At 68.2% G+C, this 22756-nt stretch carries 22 protein-coding genes; 13 read left to right on the top strand and 9 right to left on the bottom strand.

Annotated elements, in window-relative coordinates; translation table 11 throughout:
• Positions 1–102 precede the first annotated feature (102 nt).
• Positions 103–1713: a sigma-54-dependent Fis family transcriptional regulator gene (locus AC04ME_RS06035; protein WP_475434063.1), complete on the top strand. Its 1611-nt coding sequence runs from the start codon at positions 103–105 to the stop codon at positions 1711–1713.
• A 59-nt stretch (positions 1714–1772) separates the two neighbouring features.
• Entirely contained in the window at positions 1773–3242 is a 1470-nt protein-coding gene (locus tag AC04ME_RS06030; RefSeq protein ID WP_475434061.1) for an aldehyde dehydrogenase, read from the top strand.
• 119 nt (positions 3243–3361) lie between these two features.
• On the opposite strand, the gene AC04ME_RS06025 is transcribed toward AC04ME_RS06030, so the two are convergent.
• Positions 3362–4234: an IclR family transcriptional regulator gene (locus AC04ME_RS06025; protein ID WP_475434059.1), complete on the bottom strand. Its 873-nt coding sequence runs from the start codon at positions 4232–4234 to the stop codon at positions 3362–3364.
• Positions 4235–4443: 209 nt separating this feature from the next.
• Between AC04ME_RS06025 and AC04ME_RS06020 the strand changes: the two genes are divergently transcribed.
• From AC04ME_RS06020 to AC04ME_RS05980, 9 genes are all read left to right on the top strand, one after another.
• Positions 4444–5382: an ABC transporter substrate-binding protein gene (locus tag AC04ME_RS06020; RefSeq protein WP_475434057.1), complete on the top strand. Its 939-nt coding sequence runs from the start codon at positions 4444–4446 to the stop codon at positions 5380–5382.
• A 52-nt stretch (positions 5383–5434) separates the two neighbouring features.
• Entirely contained in the window at positions 5435–6172 is a 738-nt protein-coding gene (locus tag AC04ME_RS06015) for an alpha/beta fold hydrolase (RefSeq protein ID WP_475434056.1), read from the top strand.
• 65 nt (positions 6173–6237) lie between these two features.
• Positions 6238–7077 carry an ABC transporter permease gene (locus tag AC04ME_RS06010; RefSeq protein ID WP_475434438.1) on the top strand — a complete coding sequence of 280 codons (840 nt, stop codon included), beginning with the start codon at positions 6238–6240 and terminating at the stop codon, positions 7075–7077.
• Entirely contained in the window at positions 7074–7847 is a 774-nt protein-coding gene (locus AC04ME_RS06005; protein ID WP_475434054.1) for an ABC transporter permease, read from the top strand. Before AC04ME_RS06010 ends, AC04ME_RS06005 begins: the two co-directional genes overlap by 4 nt.
• Positions 7837–8685 (top strand): ABC transporter ATP-binding protein, encoded by an 849-nt coding sequence (locus AC04ME_RS06000; protein ID WP_475434052.1) that lies wholly within the window; start codon positions 7837–7839, stop codon positions 8683–8685. The genes AC04ME_RS06005 and AC04ME_RS06000 overlap by 11 nt, the downstream gene beginning before the upstream one ends.
• Before the next feature lie 59 nt (positions 8686–8744).
• The gene (locus AC04ME_RS05995; protein ID WP_475434050.1) at positions 8745–9677 is read left to right on the top strand and encodes a PDR/VanB family oxidoreductase; all 933 of its coding nucleotides are present in this window, start codon (positions 8745–8747) and stop codon (positions 9675–9677) included.
• Positions 9678–9727: 50 nt separating this feature from the next.
• On the top strand, positions 9728–10939 hold the full coding sequence (locus tag AC04ME_RS05990) for a cytochrome P450 (RefSeq protein ID WP_475434048.1): 1212 nt from the start codon (positions 9728–9730) through the stop codon (positions 10937–10939).
• Positions 10936–11436 (top strand): HtaA domain-containing protein, encoded by a 501-nt coding sequence (locus tag AC04ME_RS05985; protein WP_475434046.1) that lies wholly within the window; start codon positions 10936–10938, stop codon positions 11434–11436. The genes AC04ME_RS05990 and AC04ME_RS05985 overlap by 4 nt, the downstream gene beginning before the upstream one ends.
• 118 nt (positions 11437–11554) lie before the next feature.
• Positions 11555–11872, top strand: coding sequence for a thiamine pyrophosphate-dependent enzyme (locus tag AC04ME_RS05980; RefSeq protein ID WP_475434044.1), 318 nt, complete (start codon positions 11555–11557; stop codon positions 11870–11872).
• A gap of 38 nt (positions 11873–11910) precedes the next feature.
• Here AC04ME_RS05980 and AC04ME_RS05975 read toward each other — a convergent pair whose 3' ends face one another.
• Complete coding sequence (locus tag AC04ME_RS05975; RefSeq protein WP_475434042.1) at positions 11911–12849, bottom strand: AraC family transcriptional regulator; 939 nt, start codon at positions 12847–12849, stop codon at positions 11911–11913.
• A 95-nt stretch (positions 12850–12944) separates the two neighbouring features.
• On the opposite strand from AC04ME_RS05975, the gene AC04ME_RS05970 reads away from it, so the two are divergent.
• Both AC04ME_RS05970 and AC04ME_RS05965 read left to right on the top strand, forming a co-directional pair.
• Positions 12945–13535 carry a DJ-1/PfpI family protein gene (locus AC04ME_RS05970; protein WP_475434040.1) on the top strand — a complete coding sequence of 197 codons (591 nt, stop codon included), beginning with the start codon at positions 12945–12947 and terminating at the stop codon, positions 13533–13535.
• Positions 13528–15552, top strand: a complete 2025-nt coding sequence (locus AC04ME_RS05965) for an aldo/keto reductase (RefSeq protein ID WP_475434038.1) — start codon at positions 13528–13530, stop codon at positions 15550–15552. Before AC04ME_RS05970 ends, AC04ME_RS05965 begins: the two co-directional genes overlap by 8 nt.
• Positions 15553–15900: 348 nt before the next feature.
• On the opposite strand, the gene AC04ME_RS05960 is transcribed toward AC04ME_RS05965, so the two are convergent.
• From AC04ME_RS05960 to AC04ME_RS05930, 7 genes are read right to left on the bottom strand one after another with little or no spacing between them, the layout of a single operon-like run.
• Complete coding sequence (locus AC04ME_RS05960; RefSeq protein WP_475434036.1) at positions 15901–16587, bottom strand: substrate-binding domain-containing protein; 687 nt, start codon at positions 16585–16587, stop codon at positions 15901–15903.
• A 14-nt stretch (positions 16588–16601) separates the two neighbouring features.
• Positions 16602–17573 (bottom strand): aldo/keto reductase, encoded by a 972-nt coding sequence (locus tag AC04ME_RS05955; RefSeq protein ID WP_475434436.1) that lies wholly within the window; start codon positions 17571–17573, stop codon positions 16602–16604.
• Positions 17573–18526 (bottom strand): Gfo/Idh/MocA family oxidoreductase, encoded by a 954-nt coding sequence (locus tag AC04ME_RS05950; protein WP_475434034.1) that lies wholly within the window; start codon positions 18524–18526, stop codon positions 17573–17575. Before AC04ME_RS05950 ends, AC04ME_RS05955 begins: the two co-directional genes overlap by 1 nt.
• A gap of 34 nt (positions 18527–18560) precedes the next feature.
• Positions 18561–19964: a protocatechuate 4,5-dioxygenase subunit alpha/beta gene (locus tag AC04ME_RS05945; protein WP_475434032.1), complete on the bottom strand. Its 1404-nt coding sequence runs from the start codon at positions 19962–19964 to the stop codon at positions 18561–18563.
• A gap of 29 nt (positions 19965–19993) precedes the next feature.
• Positions 19994–20971, bottom strand: coding sequence for an amidohydrolase family protein (locus tag AC04ME_RS05940; protein ID WP_475434030.1), 978 nt, complete (start codon positions 20969–20971; stop codon positions 19994–19996).
• 3 nt (positions 20972–20974) lie between these two features.
• The gene (gene ligK, locus AC04ME_RS05935) at positions 20975–21667 is read right to left on the bottom strand and encodes a 4-carboxy-4-hydroxy-2-oxoadipate aldolase/oxaloacetate decarboxylase (RefSeq protein ID WP_475434028.1); all 693 of its coding nucleotides are present in this window, start codon (positions 21665–21667) and stop codon (positions 20975–20977) included.
• Positions 21668–21678: 11 nt separating this feature from the next.
• Positions 21679–22710 (bottom strand): amidohydrolase family protein, encoded by a 1032-nt coding sequence (locus tag AC04ME_RS05930; protein ID WP_475434027.1) that lies wholly within the window; start codon positions 22708–22710, stop codon positions 21679–21681.
• Positions 22711–22756 lie beyond the last annotated feature (46 nt).

The raw sequence follows: 22756 nt of genomic DNA, 5'->3' as shown, positions 1-22756 counted from the left end.
CCCCGTTGAAGGACAGGCGACGTTGCCGAGGCCGACGATGAACACGAACCCGCTGCACCCCGCCCAAGAGGCGATGCGGTCGCGGTCGCGCCCCGGCCGGTCATGAGCACGACCAGCTCCGCGCCGCAGCTGCGGGAGGAGATCCGCAAGTCCTGGCAGCGCGCCGCGCTGAGCGGATTGAGTCCCGAGGACTCCCTCGACGACCTCGCGATCGAGGACGTGAACCGGCGCAGCCGTCTGCTCGAGGCCGCCTCCCCGGTCCTCGACCGAATCAGCAACGACCTGGACGACACCGGATACTGCGTGATCCTCGCCGACCGAGACGCTCGCCTGGTCGATCTCCGGTTCGGGCAGCGCCGGCTGTCCGAACGGATGGCCCAGGACGGCGCGATCAGGGGCCGGAGGTTCGTGGAGGCCACCACCGGCACCAACACCCTCGCGACCGTCCACGAGACCCGACAACCGCTGCGGGTGTCCGGCGGCGAGCACTTCATCCATGCGATGAAGAAGTTCACCTGCTACGGCATGCCGCTCATCCATCCCGCGACCCACCGTCTCGAGGGCGTCCTGGACATCACCTGCCTCAACGCCGATGACAACGCCCTGCTCGGCCCGATGCTGCGCCGCGCCGTCGACGACGTGCAATCCCGGCTGCTAGATCGCTCCCGCCGCCGTGAGCAGTTTCTGCTCGCCGCGTTCCAGGACGCCGTGGGACGCCACCGCGACGAGGCCGTCATGGCCTTCGCGGACGGCATCGCCCTCACCAACGCGAAGGCCGGGACCCTCATCGACCCCGTCGACCATGCCGTGCTGCGCGCCGTCATCGACGAGGAACGACCCGGCGGAGCCGCTCAGACGACCATCACCCTCAGCTCCGGCTCCTCCGCGCACGTGCAATGGACGTTCGTGCAGCCAGACGGCGGCGCGATCATCCGCGTCCACCTTCCCCTCGTCCAGGCCGCCACCGCCCGCACGCCCGCACGCCCCGCGTCCCGGCGTGCGCAGCGCATCGCGATGCTGATCCGCGGCGAATCCGGGACAGGCAAGACCACCGCCGCGGCGGCACTGCATCCGGATCCGACGATCCTGCATGCCGCCGCGCTTGCCGACCACGCCCAGGCGGCATGGCTCGATTCGCTCCGGGCCGCCGTCGCCGATCCTGCCGGCCTGGTGGTGATCGAGAACATCGARCTGCTTCCCACCGCCGTCGCCCGCCGCGCCCGCGAACTCCTGGAGGACTCAGGATGCTCGTTCGTGCTCACCATCGCCGAAGGCGACACCACCCCCGAGCACCGCCAGCTGGCCGCGCTCGCAGATCAGCTGGAAGAGCTTCCGCCGCTGCGGGCGACCCCGGACCGGATCCCGGATCTCGCGCGTGAACTGCTGAGGGAACGAGACCCGCGGGCGCGGTTCGCACCGACCGCGCTGGTGGCGCTGACCGGGCGGCGGTGGCCGGGGAACATCCGCGAGCTGAAAGAGACCGTGGCCTTCGCCGCGGACCGCCGTAACGGCCCGGAAGTCCTCCCGACGGACCTGAATCTCCCCAAAGAACAGATCATCGATCAGCTCACAGCGCTGGAGCGCTCTGAGCGGGACGCGATCCACGCCGCGCTCAGCCGGCACAAGTTCAACAAGACCGCGGTCGCCCAGGAACTGCGCATCTCGCGCACCACCCTGTACAAGAAGATGCGTGAGTTGCGAATCCTCGGGTGACCCGAAAACGTCCAGATCCTGAACAGTCGCCTCATGTACGGCGGCACACCATTGGGACCATGACTATCTCCGACACCGTTGTCGCGCCCACACACGTGCAGCACCTGTTCATCGGCGGCCGCTGGGTCGCCCCGACCACCGCAGACCGGATCGAGGTGCACTCGGCCAGCACCGAGGAGCTGATCGGGTCCGTCCCCGAAGCGCACGACGCCGACGCGGACGCCGCCGTCGCGGCTGCCCGACGCGCCTTCGACGCCCCCGGCGGGTGGGCCGACTGGGAACCTGACCGCCGCATCGCCGCGCTGAGCTCTCTCGCCGACCAGCTCGAGTCGCGCGCGGAGGAGATGGCGCAGCGGGTCGCTGCGCAGAACGGGATGCCGATCCAGATCGCCCGGCAGCTGGAAGGCCGATTCCCGGTCGGTGTTCTGCGCTACACCACCTCTCTCATCGATCAGGCACCGGTCGAGCAGTCCCACCCGCACCTGCTCGGCGGGACCTCCACCGTGCGCCGCGAACCCGCCGGGGTGGTGCTGGGAATCGTGCCGTGGAACTTCCCGCAAGCGCTCGCCTCGTTCAAGTACGCTCCCGCCCTTGCCGCCGGCTGCACGCTCATCCTCAAGCCATCCCCGGAGACGGTGCTGGACGCGGCCCTGTTCGCCGAGGCCGTGGCCGCGTCCGAGATCCCCGAAGGCGTGGTCAGCGTGCTGCCCGGCGGCCGTGAGCTGGGCGAGTACCTCGTGTCCCACCCGGGCATCGACCGGGTGGCGTTCACCGGCTCGACCGGAGCCGGCCGGTCCATCGCCCGGGTGTGCGGCGAGCTGCTGCGCCCGGTCACCCTCGAGCTGGGCGGAAAGTCGGCCGCGATCGTTCTGGACGACGCAGACCTGGACCTCGCTGCCATCGGCCAGCAGCTGTACGGGGCGACGCTGCTCAACAACGGACAGACCTGCTTCATCGGCACCCGCGTGCTCGCCCCCCGTCGACGCTACGACGAGATCGTGGACCTGTTCGCCGGGTTCGCCTCCTCCCTGCCGGTGGGCAACGCGCTCGACGACGACGTGCTGATCGGCCCGCTGGTCAGCGCCCGCCAACGCGACCGCGTCGAGGGATACATCGCCCAGGGGCGCGCCGAAGGCGGACGCGTCGTCGCCGGTGGCGGTCGCCCCGAGGGGTTCGACCGGGGGTTCTTCCTCGAGCCCACTGTGTTCGCCGGGCTCGACAACACCTCGACCATCGCCCGAGAGGAGATCTTCGGCCCCGTGCTGACGGTCATCCCCTACCAGGACGACGACGACGCGATCCGCATCGCAAACGACTCCGAGTACGGGCTGGGCGGCACCGTCTGGACCTCCGACCCCGACCGCGGGCTGCAGGTGGCGCGCCGGGTGCGCACCGGCACGATCGGGGTCAACACCTACCTGCCCGACCCGTCCAGCCCGTTCGGCGGAGTCAAGGCCAGCGGCATCGGCCGCGAGCTCGGCCCCGACTCGATCACCGCCTACCAGTCCCTCAAGACCATCTACCGCTGACCCGCACAGGCCGCATCCCGCGGCCACGGCAGCACAGGTCGAGCCGGGGCCGGGGCGCTGGCATCCTGCCGTCCCGAGAGCACAGCGAGTTGTGCTCTCGGGATGGCAGCCGCGGCAGGTCAGTGGAGATCTGCGGGCGCCCGGTAGGTGGTGCTGAGATATTCCATGGACCTTACGGACGAGCTGACGAGGGGCCGGAGACGGCCTCCGGGGACGGCTTGCGGGTGCCCGCTGGGCAGGTAGGCGGCGTGCATCGCTTCGGAGATCTGCGCGGAGGCGGCACGGAGCAGCTCGATCTTGGGGGCGGCGGGCTCGTCGTCGTTGGGGACGATGACGCTGAGCGCGGCGACGACGGTGTGGTTGGCGCCGAACACCGGCACCGCGATTCCCCTGGCGTCCGGGTGGATGTACCCGTCGCCGACCGCGTATCCCTCGACGCGGATGCGTCGCAGCAACCTGCGCAGTTCACGGGGCTCATGCACGGTCTTGTCGGTGAAGCGCTGCAGGTCGGAGGCGAGCACGTCGTCCTGGAACTCGGGTGTGGAGTGCGCCAGCAGCACCAGGCCGGACGAGGACGCGTTCAGCGGCAATCGGCCGCCGACCAGGGTGATGTTGACGACCGCCTCGCGGGTGGACAGCCTTTCCAGGAACAGGACCTCGTGGCCTGCCAGGACGCCCAGCTGGGTGTGCTGGCGCACCAGGGCGTGCACCTCCTGAATGTGGGGCATCGCGATCTCCCTGACGCCCAGGGCGCCCGGGGTGCGGCAGGCGAGCTCCCAGAGCAGGATCCCGAGCCGGTAGGTCTTGTCGTCGCGGCGCTCCAGAAGCTGGTGCTCTTGCAGCTCGGTGACGAGCCGGTGCACGGTCGCCAGCGCGAGCCCGGTCCGCCGGGACAGTTGCGAGACCGTCAGATACGGGGTGTCAACGCTGAACGCCTCCAGGATCTGCAGATGCCTGCTCAGCGATGAGCGTCCATCCGATGCCCGCGCCATGGCACTCTCCTTCGAGCGGCGATTCGTGGTCCCGGTCCAAGGATCGGGCCTTTCCCACGATACGCCGCGCAGGACCGCCCCACCAGAAATGTTTCGCTTCATCGGAAAACCCTCTACTGCGAGGGTCGGTCTGGAGCATACAGTCCCACCAACGAAGTCAACGAGGACCTCACGGAAAGCGGACCCATATGTTTCAACGACGAAAGCTGTTGGCCACCACTGTCCTGACGGCACTGGCCGCCGCCGGGCTGCTGCTCACCGCGTGCAGCGGTCAGGGCTCTCCCGAGCCCAGCGGCGAGGCAGAGACCGTCCGTGTCGGGTACTTCCCGCTTGCGCACACCTCCACCGTGGTCAACGCGGAGAACGAGGGACTGTTCGAGGCGGAAGGGCTTTCCGTCGAGCTCGTACAGACCGAGGGCGGCGCCACCGCGATCACCGCGCTGACCTCCGGCGCGCTTGACATCATCTACACGAACTACACCTCGGCGCTGCTGGCGGCGTCGCAGGGGCTTCCCATCCGCCTGGTCGCGGCCAACGACGTCGGCGCGGACGACCACGGCATCTTCGTCGCCGCCGACTCCGGCATCACCGGCGCGGCCGACCTGGTCGGCAAGACGTTCGCGGTGAACAACCTGCAGAACATCGGCACGCTGGCGGTGTACTCCCTGATGACTGACGCGGGGCTGGATCCGACGGCGGTGAACCTGGTGGAGATGCCCTACCCGGACATGCAAGCGGCCCTGGAGCGCGGCTCGGTGGACGCGATCTGGCAGGTCGAGCCGTTCCAGGCTCGTGCCGAGTCTGCCGGGCTGGTGCGGATCTCGAACATGTTCACCGGCTCCCTCGCCGACGTGCCGGTGGCCGGGTGGATCACCACCGAGCAGTTCGCCGCCGACAACCCCGAAGCGATCGCCCAGTTCCAGCGGGCCATCGCCGCGTCCGCCGAGCAGCTGTCCGCAGATAACGACAAGCTCGTCGAACTGGTCCCGACGTTCACACAGGTCAGCCCCGAGGTGGCCGCGGCGATCACCCTGCCCACCTTCCAGACCGAGCTGGACCTGCCCGCCCTGCAACTGTCCGCAGACCTGATGAAGCAGTACGGGATCATCGACGCCGACCTCGACGTGAACAGCCTCGTGGCCGGATAGGCCCCGCCGTATCCATACCCCATCAACGCAGATGAGCATAGGAGAGTCCCAGATGACCACCGAAAACCCCACCCGCAATGCACTCCTCGTCCACGGCGCCTGGCACGGCGGCTGGTCCTGGGGTGAGGTCGCCGACGCGCTGCGCGAGCGCGGCGTGTCCGTCACCATCGTCGACCAGCTGCCCTCCACCACCGGCGACCCCGCTTTGGGCCTGGCCGCGGACGCGCGGTTCGTCCGTGACATCCTCGACCGGGCTACCGACCCGGTCACGCTCGTCGGCCACTCGTACGGCGGGATGGTGCTCTCCGAGCTTGCTGGCCACCCGAACGTGGCCAGCGCCGTGTACGTCGCCGCGTTCCTCCCGCCCGCGGGAGCGTCCGTACTCGACCTGGTCGGCGGGGTCCTGCCCGACTGGATCGAGGTCGACGAGGCGGGCCATTTCTGCGCCGTCGCAGCGAGCGACGCCGCCCGAGTGATGGCCGACGGATACGACGACCCCACCCAGGTCGCCGCGCACACCGGGCGGCTCGTGGCCCAGTCGGTGCTCGCGTTCGCGCAGCCCAGCAGCACCCCAGGATGGGGAGACACTCCTGTCAGCTACCTGCTCGCCGAGCAAGACGCGGCCATCCCCCCGTTCGCCCAGGAGGCCATGACCGCCGCCGCCGGCGTTGACCCGATCCGGCTGGACTCCGGCCACATCCCCATGCAGTCCCAACCGACCGCGGTCGTCGACCTCATCGTCGCGGCGGGCGCGCTCCGGCCCGCCACAGATCCAGGCATCGTCGCGTGAGCATCAGGACCCCCGCAATCCCGAACCGTGCCGGCCCCGCGATCAGCGCCGGCACGGTTCCGGTACTGCCCGCCGCGGCGGTGGAGCCCGACGATGCCGCCCCGAACGTGGCCCGGGGCGGCAGCAGGAGACGGTGGCCGGTGAAGCCCCTGCTGGGCGCGGTAGGGGTCGTCGGGTTCCTGACGTTGTGGCAGCTGACCGCATGGACGCAACTGATCGACCCCCGCTTTCTGCCTCCCGCCAGCGACGTGCTGGTCACCCTGGGGCAGAACCTCACCGAGGAGGCGTTCTGGGCCGCGACGGGCGAGACGATGCTGGCGTGGTCGGTGGGGCTGTCGATCGCGATCATCGCTGGCGTCCTCGCCGGGTTCGTGATCGGCTCCAGCCGGTTCCTGCGCAAGGCCACCAACTCGACCATCGAGTTCCTGCGGCCCATCCCGTCGGTGGCGCTGATCCCGCTCGCCGTGCTGCTGTTCGGCATCCGGCTGGAGTCCTCGCTGCTGCTGATCGTGTATGCGTCGTTCTGGCAGATCCTGATCCAGGTGCTGTACGGCGTCGCGGACGTGGACATGGTCGCCAACAACACCGCCCGCTCCTACGGGCTCGGCCGGATCGCGCGCATCCGGTACGTGACCTTCCCGACAGCGCTGCCATACCTGATGACCGGGGTGCGGCTGGCCGCGGCGATCGCGCTGATCCTGGCCATCACGGCAGAACTGGTGATCGGCAGTCCCGGGCTGGGCCGGTCGATCGCGCTCGCCCAATCGGGCGGGGCGACCACCCGGATGTACGCGCTGGTCGTGGCCACCGGCCTGATCGGGCTGCTGGTGAACATGCTCATGCGGTTCATCGAGCGCCGCGCCCTGTCCTGGCACTCCTCCGTGCGAGGGGAGATCGTGACATGAGCGCCCTGAAGTCCATCGCCTACATCCTCGGACTGCCGCTGCTGCTGCTCGGGCTGTGGTGGGCGCTGACCCTGGGAGAGACGAACTTCTACGTCCCGACACCCGCGGTGCTGTTCGAGACCTTCGGGGAGGTGTGGTTCTCGGGCCGGTTCCTCACCGACGTGCTGCCGAGCCTGGCCCGCATGACCGCAGGGCTGCTGGCCGCCATCGTGATCGGGATCGTGATCGGGCTCGCCGTCGGCTCCATCCCGTGGCTGCGCGCGCTCCTGGAACCGCTGATGGAGTTCCTGCGGGCGATCCCCCCGCCCGTGCTGATCCCGGTGCTGATGCTCATCATGGGGATCTCCGACGAGATGAAGATCGTCACGATCGTCTTCGGCTGCATCTGGCCGGTCCTGCTGAACACCGTGGAAGGGGTCCGGGCCGTCGACAGCGTGCTGTCGGACTCCACCCGCACCTACGGGATCTCCCGGTGGCCGCGGATCTGGCACCTCGTGCTGCCCAGCGCCAGCCCGCAGATCATGGCAGGCGTCCGGCAGTCCCTGTCCCTCGCGCTGATCCTGATGGTCATCTCCGAGATGTTCGCCTCATCCTCAGGACTGGGATTCACCATCGTCCAGTTCCAGCGGTCGTTCGCGATCCCCGAGATGTGGTCCGGGATCGTGCTGCTGGGCCTGATCGGCGTCGCCCTGTCCTTCATTTTCCAAGGAGTCGAGCGCAACGTCCTGCGCTGGTACCACGGTCAGAAAGAAGTAGAGAATGCCAGTTGAACAGCAAGCCGACACCCACACGGTTCGGCAGCCAGGAGCATCCGTGCTGTCCGTGCGGGGCCTGAAGAAGGTGTACCAGACTGACGGCGGCGGTGTGGAAGCCGTCCGCAACCTCACCTTCGACCTGCGCGCCGGCGAGCTGGCATGCCTGGTCGGCCCCTCCGGGTCAGGGAAGACCACGCTCCTGAAATGCATCTCGGGGCTGATGACCCCCACCGACGGCGAGGTCCTCCTGGACGGCAGCAAGGTGGTCGGGCCGCCCAAGAGAATGGCCGTCGTCTTCCAGGAGTACGGCCGGTCCCTGTTCCCCTGGATGCGGGTGCGGGAGAACGTCGAACTCCCGTTGAAGAACCAGAGAGTGCCCCGCGTCGAGCGGGACCAGCTCGTCGACGAAGCCCTCGAAGCAGTCGGCCTCGCCCACGTGCCCCGCTCCTACCCGTGGCAGCTGTCCGGCGGGATGCAGCAGCGCGTCGCCATCGCCCGCGCAATCGCCTACCAGCCCGAGGTGCTGCTCATGGACGAGCCATTCGCGGCCGTCGACGCGCAGACCCGCGCAGACCTGGAAGACCTGATCCGCGCCGTCTGGAGAAAGCTCGGCGTCACTGTCTTATTCGTCACCCACGACATCGACGAGTCCGTGTACCTCGGGGAGCGGGTCATCATCCTCTCCAGCTCGCCCACCGTGATCCAGGAAGACATCACCATCGACCTACCCGCCGAACGCGACCAGCTCGAGACACGGTCCCTGCCGCGGTTCACCGAACTGCGCCACCACGTCTACGAGCAGATCCAGCTCGCCAAGAAGGGGCACCGCCCCGCCGCGGCCACCGCCGCATGACCTCACCGAGAACGACCATGCACTCGACAACGACCCTCCCGCTCGCATCGACCACCCAGGTGCGCCTGCGCATCGAGGAGAAGACCCTCGTCGCGGACGACCTGCTCACCCTCACCCTGACCGCCGCCGACGGCAGCCGCCTGCCGGACTGGACACCCGGCGCGCACATCGACCTGGTCCTTCCCAACGGCCTGACCCGTCAATACTCACTGTGCGGAGACCCCTGGGACGCATACCGATACCGGATCGGGGTGCTCCGCGAGCCCGCGGGGCGCGGCGGCTCCCAATACATCCACGACATCCTCACCCCGGACATGGCCGTCGGGCTCGGCGGGCCGCGCAACAACTTCGCCCTCGTGCCCTCCGACCGGTACCTGTTCATCGCCGGGGGCATCGGCATCACCCCCCTGCTGCCCATGCTGAGACAAGCCGAGCAGATGGGCGCCGAATGGTCGCTGCTGTATCTCGGGCGAAGCCGGTCCACGATGGCGTTCCTCGACGAACTGTCCGTCTACGGCGACCGGGTCACCATCCACGCCGCAGACGAACTCGGCCGCGCGGACCTCGGCGACTGGCTCAGCGAGCAACGACAAGACACCAAGGTGTACGTGTGCGGGCCCGCCCGTCTCCTCGACGGCGTCGACGAACTCTGCGGCGCCTGGCGGCACGGGTGGGTGCGGATGGAGCGCTTCTCTGCCAAGGAGCAAGGCTCTCCGGCCCGTAGCACGCCGTTCGAGATCGAGATCGCCGGCACCGGCAAAGTCATCACCGTCTCCCCGGAAGAGAACGTCGTGACAGCGCTGCGCGCCGCCGGGCAGACTGTGATGACCTCCTGCGCCATCGGGGTGTGCGGCACCTGCGAAACCACCGTCCTGGCAGGCGAACCCGATCACCGCGACTCGATCCTCGACGACGCCGAACGCCACGCGAACAACTGCATGTTCCCCTGCGTGTCCCGCGCCCGCAGCGACCGGATCGTGGTTGCGCTCTGACACGCCCACCCGCAGCATCACCGACCTGAACACCACCAGAGGAGAACACCATGACCATGATCGAGCAGCCGGCGATCACACCGGTCAACCACGAGGACCCGTTCGGCGACGAGATCCTCGAGAACCCGCTGCCGTTCCAGACCCGGCTCCGCGACGCCGGGACCGTGGTGTACCTGGAGCAGTACGGCGTCTACGGTATGGCCCGATACAAAGAAGTGCACAGCGCTCTCGTCGACTGGCAGACCTTCCAGTCATCGGCCGGAGTCGGGTTGAGCAACTTCCGCTTCGAGAAGCCCTGGCGGCCACCCAGCCTCCTCCTCGAAGCCGACCCCCCGCACCACGGTGCACCGCGCGCGGTGCTGGCCAAGATCCTGGGACCACGGCAACTTCACCGGCTGCGGGACCGGTGGGCCGCCGACGCGGACGACCTCGTCGACACGTTGCTTGCGCGCACCCTCGAGTTCGACGCCGTCACCGAACTCACCGAAGCGTTCCCGCTGCGCGTGTTCCCCGACGCAGTCGGCATTCCCCAGGGCGGACGCGAGAACCTGCTGCCCTACGGCGACCACCTCTTCAACGCATTCGGCCCCGCCAACGAACTCGTGAAGAAGGGAGAAGACCGTGTCGGAGAACTCGCCGGCTGGGTGAATGAACAGTGTGCCCGCGATGTCCTCACCAGCGACGGGTTCGGAGCCGAGATTTGGGCCGCTGCCGACCGAGGCGACGTTATGGAGGCACAGGCGCCGCTCATCGTGCGATCCCTGCTGTCCGCCGGTATCGACACGACCGTCCACGCACTCGGCGCCGTCCTGTACGGCTTCGCCGCGAACCCCGACCAATGGGCAGCACTCAAACAGAACCCGGCGCTGACCCGAACCGGGTTCGACGAAGCCATCCGCCTCGAATCGCCCGTGCAGACCTTCTTCCGAACCGCCACCACCGACATCATGGTCGGAGAGACTCTCATCCCCGACGGGGAGAAGATCCTCATGTTCCTCGGCGCCGCCAACCGCGACCCCCGCCACTGGGACAACCCCGACAAGTTCGACCTGACCCGCGACCCCTCCGGACACGTCGGCTTCGGCATGGGCATCCACCAATGCGTCGGACAGCACGTCGCCCGCCTCGAAGCTGCAACCCTCCTGGCCGCGCTCCTCAAGCGCGTCGATACGATCGAACTGGCCGGAGCCCCCACCCGCCACCACAACAACACGCTCCGCGCCTGGGAGTCGCTGCCCGTCCGGGTGACCTTGAAGAAGTGACCGAGAACAGCGCGCCGCTGGACATCACCGGACTCGTGTGGGGTGTGAAGGCAAGCTTCCGGCGCTACATCCAGACCTTGAAAGACGGTGCCGTACACGCGGCGGGAGGCGCCGCACTCACCGGCGATGGGGAAGCCTATTTCCCCATCGCCCCCGACGCCCCCGTCAAACGGCTTGCACACATCGGCGAGGTTCAGTTCCAGGGAAAAGTCACCTTCACCGGACACGAAGGAATGATGCAACTCGTGATCGCACGTCCAGCCATCCTCCTACGGCCCGCCCGGACCTTGCTCATCATCGACGATGCAGCTGAAAGCGCCAGACAGGATGGTCGTGTCGCCCTCCTCGAACTTCAACCCACACGACCCGTCGTCCACGTTGCGGTCGGCGAATGGATCGAGATACCCGCAACTCTGACCGCAGAAGGCGCGCAACTCTTCAATGGGACGTACTCGGCCGGTCAGTCACTGGACCCACTCCACATCCGACTCCGCTAGTCGACCTGCTCAACGCCAACTGGGACGAAGTGTCCACCTACTTCGGCGACGGCTTGTTCCCTCTCCTCTCCGCCTCTCACGCGAGGGGCGCAGGTGAACGCTCGAGCAAGCGTGCTCGGTGAGCTCAGCACCAGTTCATCGCCGCATACAGGCGCTGTGGGCCAAGGCCCGCGAGCGGCTGAACGTGACCACTGTGATCTTCGCCAACCGTTCCTACGCCGTCCTCGGCCACGAGTTCACCCGTGTCGGCGCGACCGGCGGCGGGCACAATGCCGCCACCATGCTCGACCTCTACGACCCGTCCATCGACTGGGTACGCCTCGCCGAGTCAATGGGCGTCGAAGCAACCCGCGTCGAGACCGGCCGCGACTTCGATGCAGCGTTCACTGCCGCAGTCACCGCGGATGGGCCCCACCTCATCGAAGCGGTCATCTGAAGCACCTCGCCCTGAGATGGGCCAGGGGCGGTGACCGACTACTGCGGCTGCTGCCCCTGGGTTGCGACACGCCGATAACCGCCGGGAGGCACGCCGAGCCGCCGCTTGAAGGCGAGAGCGAAGGCAGTCTGCGAGCCGTAACCGACATCCTCTGCGATGCGCGCGATGGTCTGCTCGGTCGTGGCGAGGCGGTGGGCGCCGACCTCGAGGCGCCAGCGGGTGAGGTATTCCAGGGGCCCGAGGCCGACAACGGTCTTGAACCGGGCTGCCAGGGTGGAGCGGGAGACGTGGGCCTCGTCGGCGAGCAGTTGCACGGTCCACCGGGCGGCCGGGTCGGCGTGGATCGCGCGGAGCGCTGCGGCGGTGACGGGGTCGGTGAGCCCGTGGAGCCAGCCGTTGTCGGCAGGGTTCTGGGCGAGGTGGTGGCGGATGAGGTCGATGAGCAGCACGACGGCCAGATGCGCGCCGATGACGCCCGCGCCGAGGCGCTCCCCGGACGCCTCCTGGCCGATGCGGGTGAGCAGGTGCTGGGCCATCACGGCGCCCTCGGCGTGCGAGGGCAGGTGGATGACCGGCGGCAACGCGTCCAGCAGCAGCTCGCGGGCGCGGCGGTCGAAGGTGAAGCTGCAGCCGATGAGCGCCGCGGTCACCGGCTGATCGGCGGGACCGACCTCCGCGCTGCGTCCCCTCGTGGTGCGGAACAGTGGCGAGGCCGGCTGCTCGACCGCATGGGAGGAGGTGGCGAGCACGAACTCCTGCGGCCGGGTGAGCAGGATGGAGTCGCCAACGCGGAGCGTGAGCGGATACTCCAGGCCGTCCGTGTCTAACGTGCAGGACCCGGTGAGGACAGAGTTGAACTTCGCCCCTGCCGGGGCGGGGAACCGCACCGCCCAGTCCCCGTGCCCGGTGAGGGTCGAGGAGAGTTCGCCCCGAGCCTCGACCAGTGAGAGGACATCTTCGAGAGCGTCGATAGACACTGGACGATCCATGTAGTTCTGTGGACTCATAGCAATGGAAAGTCTAGCTGTACGCGCCTGCCGTGGAGGAAGAAAGTTCACGAGAAGAGCACCACATGACCGACGTCACCACCATCGACCGTCCCGCCGACAATCGCGTGGCCGTTCCGACCGGCGAGCCCAGCAAGGGCCGCATCGCGGTCCTGACCGCCGACAAGGTAGAGGAGGTCGAGTTCTTCTACCCGTACTACCGCTTCATCGAGGCCGGCTATCAGGTCGACGTCATCACCCCGGAAGGCGGCGAGCTGACCGGTGCCCGCGGTCTCGGCATCCAGGAGACCATCCCGTTGGCCGAGGCGGACCCGGCCGATTACCTCATGCTCTACGTGCCTGGCGGCCTCGCCCCGACTGCGCTACGCGAGGTTCCCGAGGCGATCGACTTCATCCGCGCCTTCGCCGCTGCCGACAAGACCATCGGGCTGGTGTGCCACAGGCCCCAGATGCTCGTCGCGGCGGGACTTGCCGATGGGCGCCGGATGACGTCCTGGTTCGATGTCGCCCCCGAGGTCGAGGAGGCCGGCGGCACCTGGATCAATGAGCACGTCGTCCAGGACGGCCAGTTCTTCACCGCCCGGAAGCCCGGCGACCTGCCCGCCGAGCTCCACGCGATTATGGCCCACCTGGAGAAGCGGGCCGCGAATGCCTGAGCTGTTCACCACCCCGTTCGGACCCCGCACGATCGCCGAGGACATCCTCGACGGCGTCCGCCTCGACGGGAAGCGCATGATCGTCACGGGCGGCGCATCCGGTATCGGGGCCCAGACCGTCCGCGCCCTCGCCAAGGCCGGTGCCGAAGTCACCGCCGCCGTCCGCGACCCGGCCGCCGCGGAAGACCTCGCCCGAGTCGCCATTAAAGAGAACTGGTCGGGTGCCGTCCGCGCAGCCCGGCTCGACCTCGCCGACCTCGGCTCTGTCCGCGCCTTCACCGCAGCCTGGGACGGGCCGCTGCACGCCCTGGTCGCCAACGCCGGGATCATGGCCCTGCCCGAGCTGCACCGCACGCCCGAGGGATGGGAGATGCAGCTCGCGACCAATTACCTCGGCCACTTCGCCCTCGCGCTCGGCCTGCACGACGCGCTTCGCGCCGCAAACGGCGCACGCGTCGCCGTCGTCAGCTCCGGGGCACACCGCCGACATCCCTTCGACTTCGACGATCCGCAGTTCGAGCGCACGCCGTATGCCCCCTGGGTCGCCTACGGGCGCTCCAAGACCGCGGATGTCCTCCTTGCCGTTGGTATCGCAGACCGTTGGGCTGGCGACGGCATCACCGCCAACGCGCTCATGCCTGGCTGGATCGCCACCAACCTGCAACGCCACCTCGATCTCGCGACCCTCCAAGCGATGGGCAGGGTCGACGCGGACAGCAACCGCATCGACCCTGCCCCACTACAAGACCCCCGAGCAAGGCGCAGCTACGAGCGTGCTCCTGGCCGCGTCCCCGCTTGTGGCTGGCGTCACCGGACGCTACTTCGAGGACAACCAAGAAGCCCCAGTCACTTCCGACGGCACCGGCGACGGCGTCGCCGCACACGCCCTCGACCCGCGCGAGACCGACCGGCTATGGGAGATCGCAGAGCCCGTCGTGACCAACTCAGAGATCAGGGACTCTGCCCGAGAAGCGAAACGAGAAGGGCGCCACACGTGAAGTATCAGCAGCTCGGTCGTACTGGCACATTCGTCTCACGTATCTGCCTGGGGACAATGACTTTCGGCGGTGTCGGGAAGCCACCGTTCGACGTCGTCGGAGGCCTGGATCAGGCCAGTACGGATCAGATAGTGGGCACGGCCCTTGACGCGGGTGTGAACTTTATCGATACGGCCGACGTTTATTCAGGTGGCGAGTCAGAGGAGTTGCTCGGTAGGGCTTTGAGGGGCCGACGGCGGGACGTCGTTCTCGCTACCAAACTGAACTCACGCGTCGGCGCGGGTCCGAATGATGTAGGGCAATCCCGCATCCACATTCTGCAGGCGCTGGAGGATAGTCTCCGCCGGCTGGACACTGACTATGTCGATCTGTACCAGATACATAACTTCGATCCGCTGACGCCGCTGGAGGAGTCGCTCGGTGCGCTCACCGATGCGGTGCGCCAGGGCAAGGTTCGGTACATCGGCTGCTCGAATCTGGCAGCATGGCAGGTCCAGAAGGCACTCGGCGTCTCCGCCCTCCGGGGGCTCGAGACGTTCGTATCTGTGCAGGCGTACTACTCGCTTTTGGGACGGGACCTGGAACGCGAACTGCTGCCGATGATTGGCAACCAGGGCCTCGGGCTGATGGTGTGGAGCCCCTTGGCCGGCGGTTTCCTGACGGGCAAGTTCACTCGCGACGCCTCGAGCGACACCAGCGCACGCCGAGTGAGCCTGGATTTCCCGCCCGTGAACCGAGACCGCGCCTACGACATAATCGATGTCGTCCTCGCGGTTGCGGCACGCCATGGTGTCAGCGCCGCTCGGGTCGCCCTCGCCTGGGTGCTGGCTCAGCCCGGAGTGACGAGCACCATCGTCGGTGCGAAGCGCGTAGAACAACTCACGGACAATATCGCCGCTGTCGAGCTCGAGTTGACTGAACGGGACCTGTCCGAGCTTGACTCGATCAGCGCTCTCGCGCCCGAGTACACGACGTGGATCCAGATGTACAACGCAGAGGAGCGCCGTCCCCGAAGCTGACGATCGCATCCCTCGAGGGAAAGTTATCCTCAAGATGTCGTCAGCCTCGGCTGGCTGAGTTGCAGCGCATTGAGAAGGTGTTGCCGCGGAAGGCACTGCGCGCGCGAGGGCGGGACCGGCTCCGCTTGGGGGAAGCACACGCACGGGTGATCATGGAGGGAGGCCGACTATGGGCACCGCCCGAGCACGAACGATTCCGTCGAGACCACCAGCTGGCTCGATTCCGTCGAGACCACCAGCTGGCTCGATTCCGCCGACCAGGAGCGCCAGGCCTTCATCGACCACGACGACTACGTCGCCTTGTTCGAGAGCGGCGCGCACTTCTTCCGTTACTTGATCATCTGCAGGTCAGGCCGAGGGCACGTTGAAGGCGTGCCGGGCTTTGATCGGCGCCACGGCCTCGGAGGCGAGGAACGTGAGCAGGTCGGCCGCGCCGTCCGGGTCGGCGGATGCCATCGTCACGGCCCCGGCGAAGACGGTGTCGATCGCACAGTCCTCGGGCATGACGCCGAGGATGCGGATGCCCGGGTGGCCGACGAGCTCGCTGAGTTGCTGGAATCCGAGGTCCACCACGCCCGCGGCGATGGTTTTCGCCACCGGGATGCCGGGCTGAGCCTGTACGAGGCGGTCGCCGACCTCGCCGGTCATCTCCCACTCATCGATCAGCTTCACCAGGGCGGTGCCGCTGGGGCCGGTGGAGTAGCCGATCCGGGTCGCGGCGCGCAGAGCGTCGCGCAGTTCGCCCGCGTCCGCGAACGCGGCACCATCGGGGTGAGCTGCCGGCCCGGCGAAGGCATCGGGCACGGCGACCGCGGTCTGCGAGAGCACGAGCGGGGTGATGGTCGCGGCGTCCACGTGCCCGGCGTCCGCGAGCTTGCGCAGCGCACCGGTGGCGAGGAAGATCAGGTCGAACGCCTCGCCGTCCGCCACACGGGCGGCGGCGTCCACTCCCCCGACCGACTCGACCTCGACCGCAGGCATCCCGGCATCCGTGGCGGCGACGGTCAGGTCGGCGAGCACGCCGCGCGTCGCCATCGACGAGATGCCCCTCACACGGCGTCCTCGAAGGTCTCGGCATCCACCTCGGCGGCAGGGCCGGGCGCGTAGCGCGGGCCGGCGACCGTGGATGTGTCGATGAGCTCACCCGCCCGCTCGAGCAGTGCGGCGTCCACCGTGACGGTGGCCGCGGAGAAGTCCTCGCGCAGGTGATTCGGGTTCGTCGTGCCGGGGATCGGGACGACGTGATCGCCGCGCGAGAGCAGCCAGGCCAGCGCCAGCTGCGCCGGCGTGCATCCGGCCTCGGCGGCGAGATCCCTCCAGGCGGGCAGCAGGGCGGCGTTGGCCTCCCAGTTCGTGCCCTGGAAGCGCGGCATCCCGAGCCGGATGTCCTTCTCGGCGAGCTGCGCCGGGTCGCCGACGCCGTCGGCGAGGAAGCCGCGTGCCACCGGGGAGAACGCGACGAGCGCCACCCCTGACGAGCGCGTGGCCTCCAGCATCCCGAGCTCGGGGTTGCGGGTCCACAGCGAGTACTCGTTCTGCACGGCGGCGATCGGGGCGACCTGCTGTGCCTCGCGCAGCCGCGTCACCGACACCTCGGACAGGCCGATCGCGCCGATCTTGCCCGCCTGCACGGCCTCGGCCAGGGCGCCGACGCTGTCGCCGATCGGCACTGTCCTGTCCCAGCGGTGCAGGTAGTACAGGTCGATCTGCTCCACGCCGAGGCGCCGCAGGGAGGCGTCCACCTGCGCGGTCAGTGTCTCCGGACGGCCGTCGATGACCTTCTTGCCCTCGACCTGCGCCATGCCGCCCTTGCTGGCGAGCACGACCTCGTCGCGGCGCCCGCGCAGAGCCTGCCCGACGAGCTCTTCGTTGCGGCCCCCGCCGTACAGGGTGGCCGTGTCGAGGTGCGTCACGCCGGCGTCGAGGGCGCCGCGGATGACGGCGAGCCCCTCATCCTCGGACGGCGGGACTCCGTACGCATGACTGAGGCTCATGCATCCGAGGCCGAGTCGGGGGAGCATCACGCGAGCTGCTCCTCCAGCTGTCCGAGCACCCGGTAGCAGTCGATCACCTGGCGGAGCGACGAGTTCGGCTCGCGTCCCTCGCGGATCGCGGCGACGAACTCCCGGTCCTGCAGCTCAATGCCGTTCATGCTGACGGCGACGTGCGAGACGTCGATCTGCTCGTCCGCCCCGGTGAACAGGTCGTCGTAGCGGGCGATGTAGGTCGCGGTGTCGCCGATGTAGCGGAAGAACGTGCCGAAGGGGCCCTCGTTGTTGAACGACAGCGATAGCGTGCAGATCGCTCGGGTCTCGCTCTTGAGCTGGATCGACATGTCCATTGCGATGCCCAGCTCGGGATGGATCGGCCCCTGCAGCGCATGCGCCTCGACGATCTTGCCCGCCTGGTACGCGAACAGGTCGACCGTGTGCGCGGCGTGGTGCCAGAGCAGGTGATCGGTCCAGCTGCGCGCCTCGCCCTTGGCGTTGGTGTTCGTGCGGCGGAAGAAGTACGTCTGCACGTCCATCTGTTGCACCGCGAACTCCCCGGCGACGATGCGCTGGTGCACGAGCTGATGCGAGGGGTTGAACCTGCGCGTGTGGCCGACCATCGCCACGAGCCCGGAGGCCTCGGCCACGGCGAGCGTAGCCTCAGCATCCGCCAGCGAATCGGCGAGCGGGATCTCGACCTGCACGTGCTTGCCCGCGGCCAGCACCGCCTGGGTCTGGCTCGCGTGCAGTCCGGTCGGCGTGGCGAGGATCACCGCATCCACGTCGTCGCGCTCGAGCACGGCGTCGAGGCCGATGACCGCGTTCGGCACGCCGTACTGCTCGGCGACGGCATCCGCCTTCTCTTTCGAGATGGCGGCGACGACCGTCACCTCCGCGTCCTCGATGTTCGCCAGCCCGTCCAGGTGCTTCATGCCGAAGGCGCCGTTCGCGCCCACGACGGCGATGCGGATCTTGTCGCACATGCGCTCTCCCTCTTCGAGATTCGGTATCGAGGTGTCAGGCGTTGGCCACGGCGGCGGTCTCCGCAGGCTCGGGCACGAGGACGGACTCCTCGGGCTCACTCGTGTCCACCTCGTCGGCAGCGAGGGCGACAGTGCCGATCGGGTTCGAGATGACGAGGTGGCCGACGGCGGTGTTGGATGCCGGCACGTGGTAGAACCGGTGGTCCGTCGACGGCTCCTCGCCGCCGAACTGGTCGTCCATCGCGCCGCGGGCGATCAGCCAGTCGACGAGCTCGATGCCCTCGGAGCCCGCCTCGTCGACGTACTCCATGTGCGGCCATTCGGTCAGGCCCAGCGGGTCGGCGATCAGGTGGTCGAGGAACGCGTTGTCCCATTCCTTGTTGATCAGGCCGGCGCGCGGACCCTGCAGCTGGTGGCTCATGCCGCCGGTGCCCCAGATCTGCACGTTGAGCTCTTCGCCGTCCCACTTGTCGATCGCGCGGCGCAGGGCCTTGCCGAGCTCGTAGCAGCGGCGGCCGGACGGCACCGGGTACTGCACGACGTTGACGGCCAGCGGGATGACTCGGACGGGCCACTGCTCGTCGGGTCCGAGCTCGCCGTAGACGAGCGACAGCGGAACGGTCAGGCCGTGGTCGACGACCATCTCGTTGACGAGGGTGAGGTCGAAGTCGTCCTGGATGATCGACTGCGCGAGGTGCGCGGCGAACTCCGGGTAGCCCTTGACGTCGGGAACGGGGCGGGGGCCGTAGCCCTCGTCGGCGACCGGGTACTCCGCGCCCGTGCCGAGCACGAAGGTGGGGATGATCGACGCGTCGAACGCGGTGGCGTGGTCGTTGTAGACGAGGATGACGACGTCGGGAGTGTTCTCCTTGGCCCACTTGCGGGTCCACTGGTACCCGTCGAACACCTGCTTCCAGTATGGCTCCTCGGTCTTGCCGAGGTCCATCGCCGCGCCGATCGCGGGCACGTGCGAGGTGAACAGCGCCGAGGTGTACTTCGCCGGAGCATCCGGGCGCATCGTCGTCGCCTTCTCGGTCGACGGCGGCGTCCACCCGTCGAGGTCCTTGAGGCGCGCGCCCTTAGGGTTCCGACCGCCGCCGACCATCATGTCGCGGTACGCGGCCTCGCTCATGCCTGTCATGGATCCGGCCATCTGCTGGAAGCTCAGGCCGTGCGTGGCGCCGATCTTCGAGAGGAAGTAGATGTTGCCGCCCTCGGCGATCATGGTGTTCAGGTCCATGTCGAGCACGGCCTGCCGCTGGATCGGGTTCAGCGGCCACTCGTCGAGGTACGCGGCCTGGTCGGCGAGGAAGCGTTCACGGTTCTCGGGCTTCATGAGCGACATCGCGAACTGGTTGAGGTGATAGCCCTTGCGCGCCTGTTCGGCGTCGTAGATGGTGGTGCCGGGAACGTTCTTGTACGGCTTGTCGAGTGCCATGATGGTTCTCCTTCAGTCTTCCCCGCGGTTCAACGGGCCCAGTAGAGGCGCGACGGGTTGTCGACGAGCAGCTTCTGCTGCAGTTCGGGCGTCGTCGCGATCTGCGGGATGTAGTCGACCAGCAGCCCGTCGTCGGGCATGTGGTCCTTGAGGTTGGGGTGCGGCCAGTCGGTTCCCCACAGCACACGGTCGGGGAACTCTTCGACCACACGTCGGGCGAACGGCACCACGTCGGTGTACGCGTGCAGTTCTCCGTCTCTGATCTCTTCGGGGAGGGCGCGGGGACCCGTGACGCTCAGACGCTCGGGGCACGAGACCTTGGTCCACACGTTCTCGTTCTCGCGCATGAACGTCAGGAACAGCTCGAATTCCGGGCCGTTCGGATCCTTCGTGACGTCGGGCCGGCCCATGTGGTCGACGACGACGTCGGTCGGGATGTTGGAGAAGAAGTCGTACAGCTCGGGAAGGTCCTCGGCCTCGAAGTAGATGACCACGTGCCATCCGAGCGGGGCGATCTTGGCGACGATCTCCTCGAGCGAGTCGGTGGGGACCCGGTCGACGAGACGCTTGACGAAGTTGAAGCGGACGCCGCGGACGCCGGCCGCGTGCAGCTCCTGCAGCTGCTCGTCGGTGACGTCACGGCGGACGGTCGCGACGCCGCGGGCGCGCCCCTCGCTGCGGTGCAGCGCATCAACGAGGGCGCTGTTGTCGGCGCCGTGGCAGGTCGCCTGCACGATGACGTTGCGCTCGAACCCGAGGTGATCGCGCAGGGCGAACAGCTGCCCGGCCGAGGCGTCGCACGGCGTGTACTTGCGCTCGAGGGCGTACGGGAACTCGGCGCCGGGGCCGAAGACGTGGCAGTGCGCGTCGACGGCGCCTGCGGGCAGAGAGAATGCCGGCTTCGAGGGGCCGTCGTACCAGTCGAGCCAGCCCTCGGTCTTGGTGAAGGGGCCGGTGGTGTCGCCGTGAACAGTCTCGGTCCCTGAGCTCGTCGAAGGGTGCGGCATCCGTCAGTCCTCCACGTATTCCAGGCCGGCGGCGGCGAGCGGTTCGCGCATGCCGTACAGGTCGAGTCCGAGCACGCCCTCGCGGAACTTCTGCCGCTTGGACTCCTCGTTGTCCTCGCGCTTCTGGCTGGCATCCGCTACTGCGCCCACGAGCTCGCGCGGCACGACGACGACGCCGTCGACGTCGGCGACGACCACGTCGCCCGGGTTGACCAGGGCGTTCGCGGCGACGACCGGCACGTTGACCGAGCCGAGCGTCGCCTTGACGGTGCCCTTGGAGTTGATCGCGCGGGAGAAGACCGGGAAGTCCATCTTCTCGAGGTCGGCGACGTCGCGGACGCCGCCGTCGATCACGAGGCCCTTGCAGCCGCGAGCGGTGAGCGAGGTGGCCAGCAGCTCGCCGAAGAAGCCGTCCTCGCTCTCGGTGGTGCAGCCGGCGACGATCACGTCGCCCTCCTGCACCTGCTCGGCGGCGACGTGGAACATCCAGTTGTCGCCGGGCTGCAGCAGCACGGTGACGGCCGGGCCGAAGAGCTTCRCGCCGTTGTACGCCGGGCGGATGTACGGGCGCATGAGGCCGACGCGGCCCATCGCCTCGTGGATGGTGGCGACGCCGAACTGCGACAGACGGGCGACGTCGTCGGGGTCGGGGCGCTGGATGCTGGTCCGGACGATGCCGAGATTGTTCAGTCGCATGTTCTTCTCTCTCACAGTCCGCGGGCCTTGAGGGCGCGGTCGAGGCGCGGGTAGACGTTGCGGGCGTTGCCCTCGAACACCGCTTCGCGCTGGGAGTCGCTGAGGTTGGTGGTCGCGTCGACGTAGCGCTTGGTGTCGTCGAAGTAGTGGCCGGTGCGCGGGTCGATGTCGCGGACGGCGCCGATCATCTCGCTGGCGAACAGGATGTTCTTCGTCGGAATGACGTCGGTCAGCAGGTCGATGCCGGGCTGGTGGTAGACGCACGTGTCGAAGTAGACGTTGTTCAGCAGGTGCTCGTCGAGCTCAGGCTTGCCGAGCGCCATCGCGAGACCACGGAACCGGCCCCAGTGGTAAGGGACAGCGCCGCCGCCGTGCGGGATGACGAGCTTGAGGTCGGGGAAGTCGCGGAACAGGTCGCCCTTGAGCAACTGCATGAAGGCGGTGCTGTCGGCACCGAGGTAGTGGTCGCCGGTGGTGTGGAAGACATCGGGGCGACAGGTGGTGCTGACGTGTACCATCGCCGGGAGCTCGTACTCGACGAGCTTCTCGTAGATCGGGTACCAGGAGCGGTCGGTGAGCGCCGGTGCCGACCACTTGCCGCCGGAGGGGTCGGGGTTGAGGTTGACGGTGACGGCGCCGAGCTCTTCGACAGCGCGGGTCAGCTCGGCGATCGTCGTCTTCGGGTCTTCGCCGGGCGACTGCGGGAGCATCGCGCCCATGAGGAAGCGGTCGGGGAACAGCTCTGCGACGCGGGCGACGAGGTCGTTGCAGATGCGCGCCCAGGTCTCGCTGACGGCGAGGTCGCCGATGTGGTGGGCCATGAACGAGGCACGAGGGCTGAAGACGGTGAGGTCGCTGCCGCGGTCGTTCATCAGGCGCAGCTGGTTGGCCTCGATGGTCTCGCGGATGTCGTCGTCGCTGATGTGCAGGTCGGCCGGGTTCGGCGCGTGGCCGTCGCCCTTGGTGAATGCGATCTGCAGGTCACGCCAGGCGCCCAGCTGTGCGGGGGCGGTGGTGTAGTGGCCGTGGATGTCGATGATCAACGCGTGTCGTCCTTGTCACTCGATGCAGATGCCTTGACTTTAAGTC

This window comes from Microbacterium sp. LjRoot205 (genome assembly GCF_056175745.1).
Note: the sequence above shows the minus strand (reverse complement) of the source record. Positions and strands in the feature narration are given on the sequence as shown.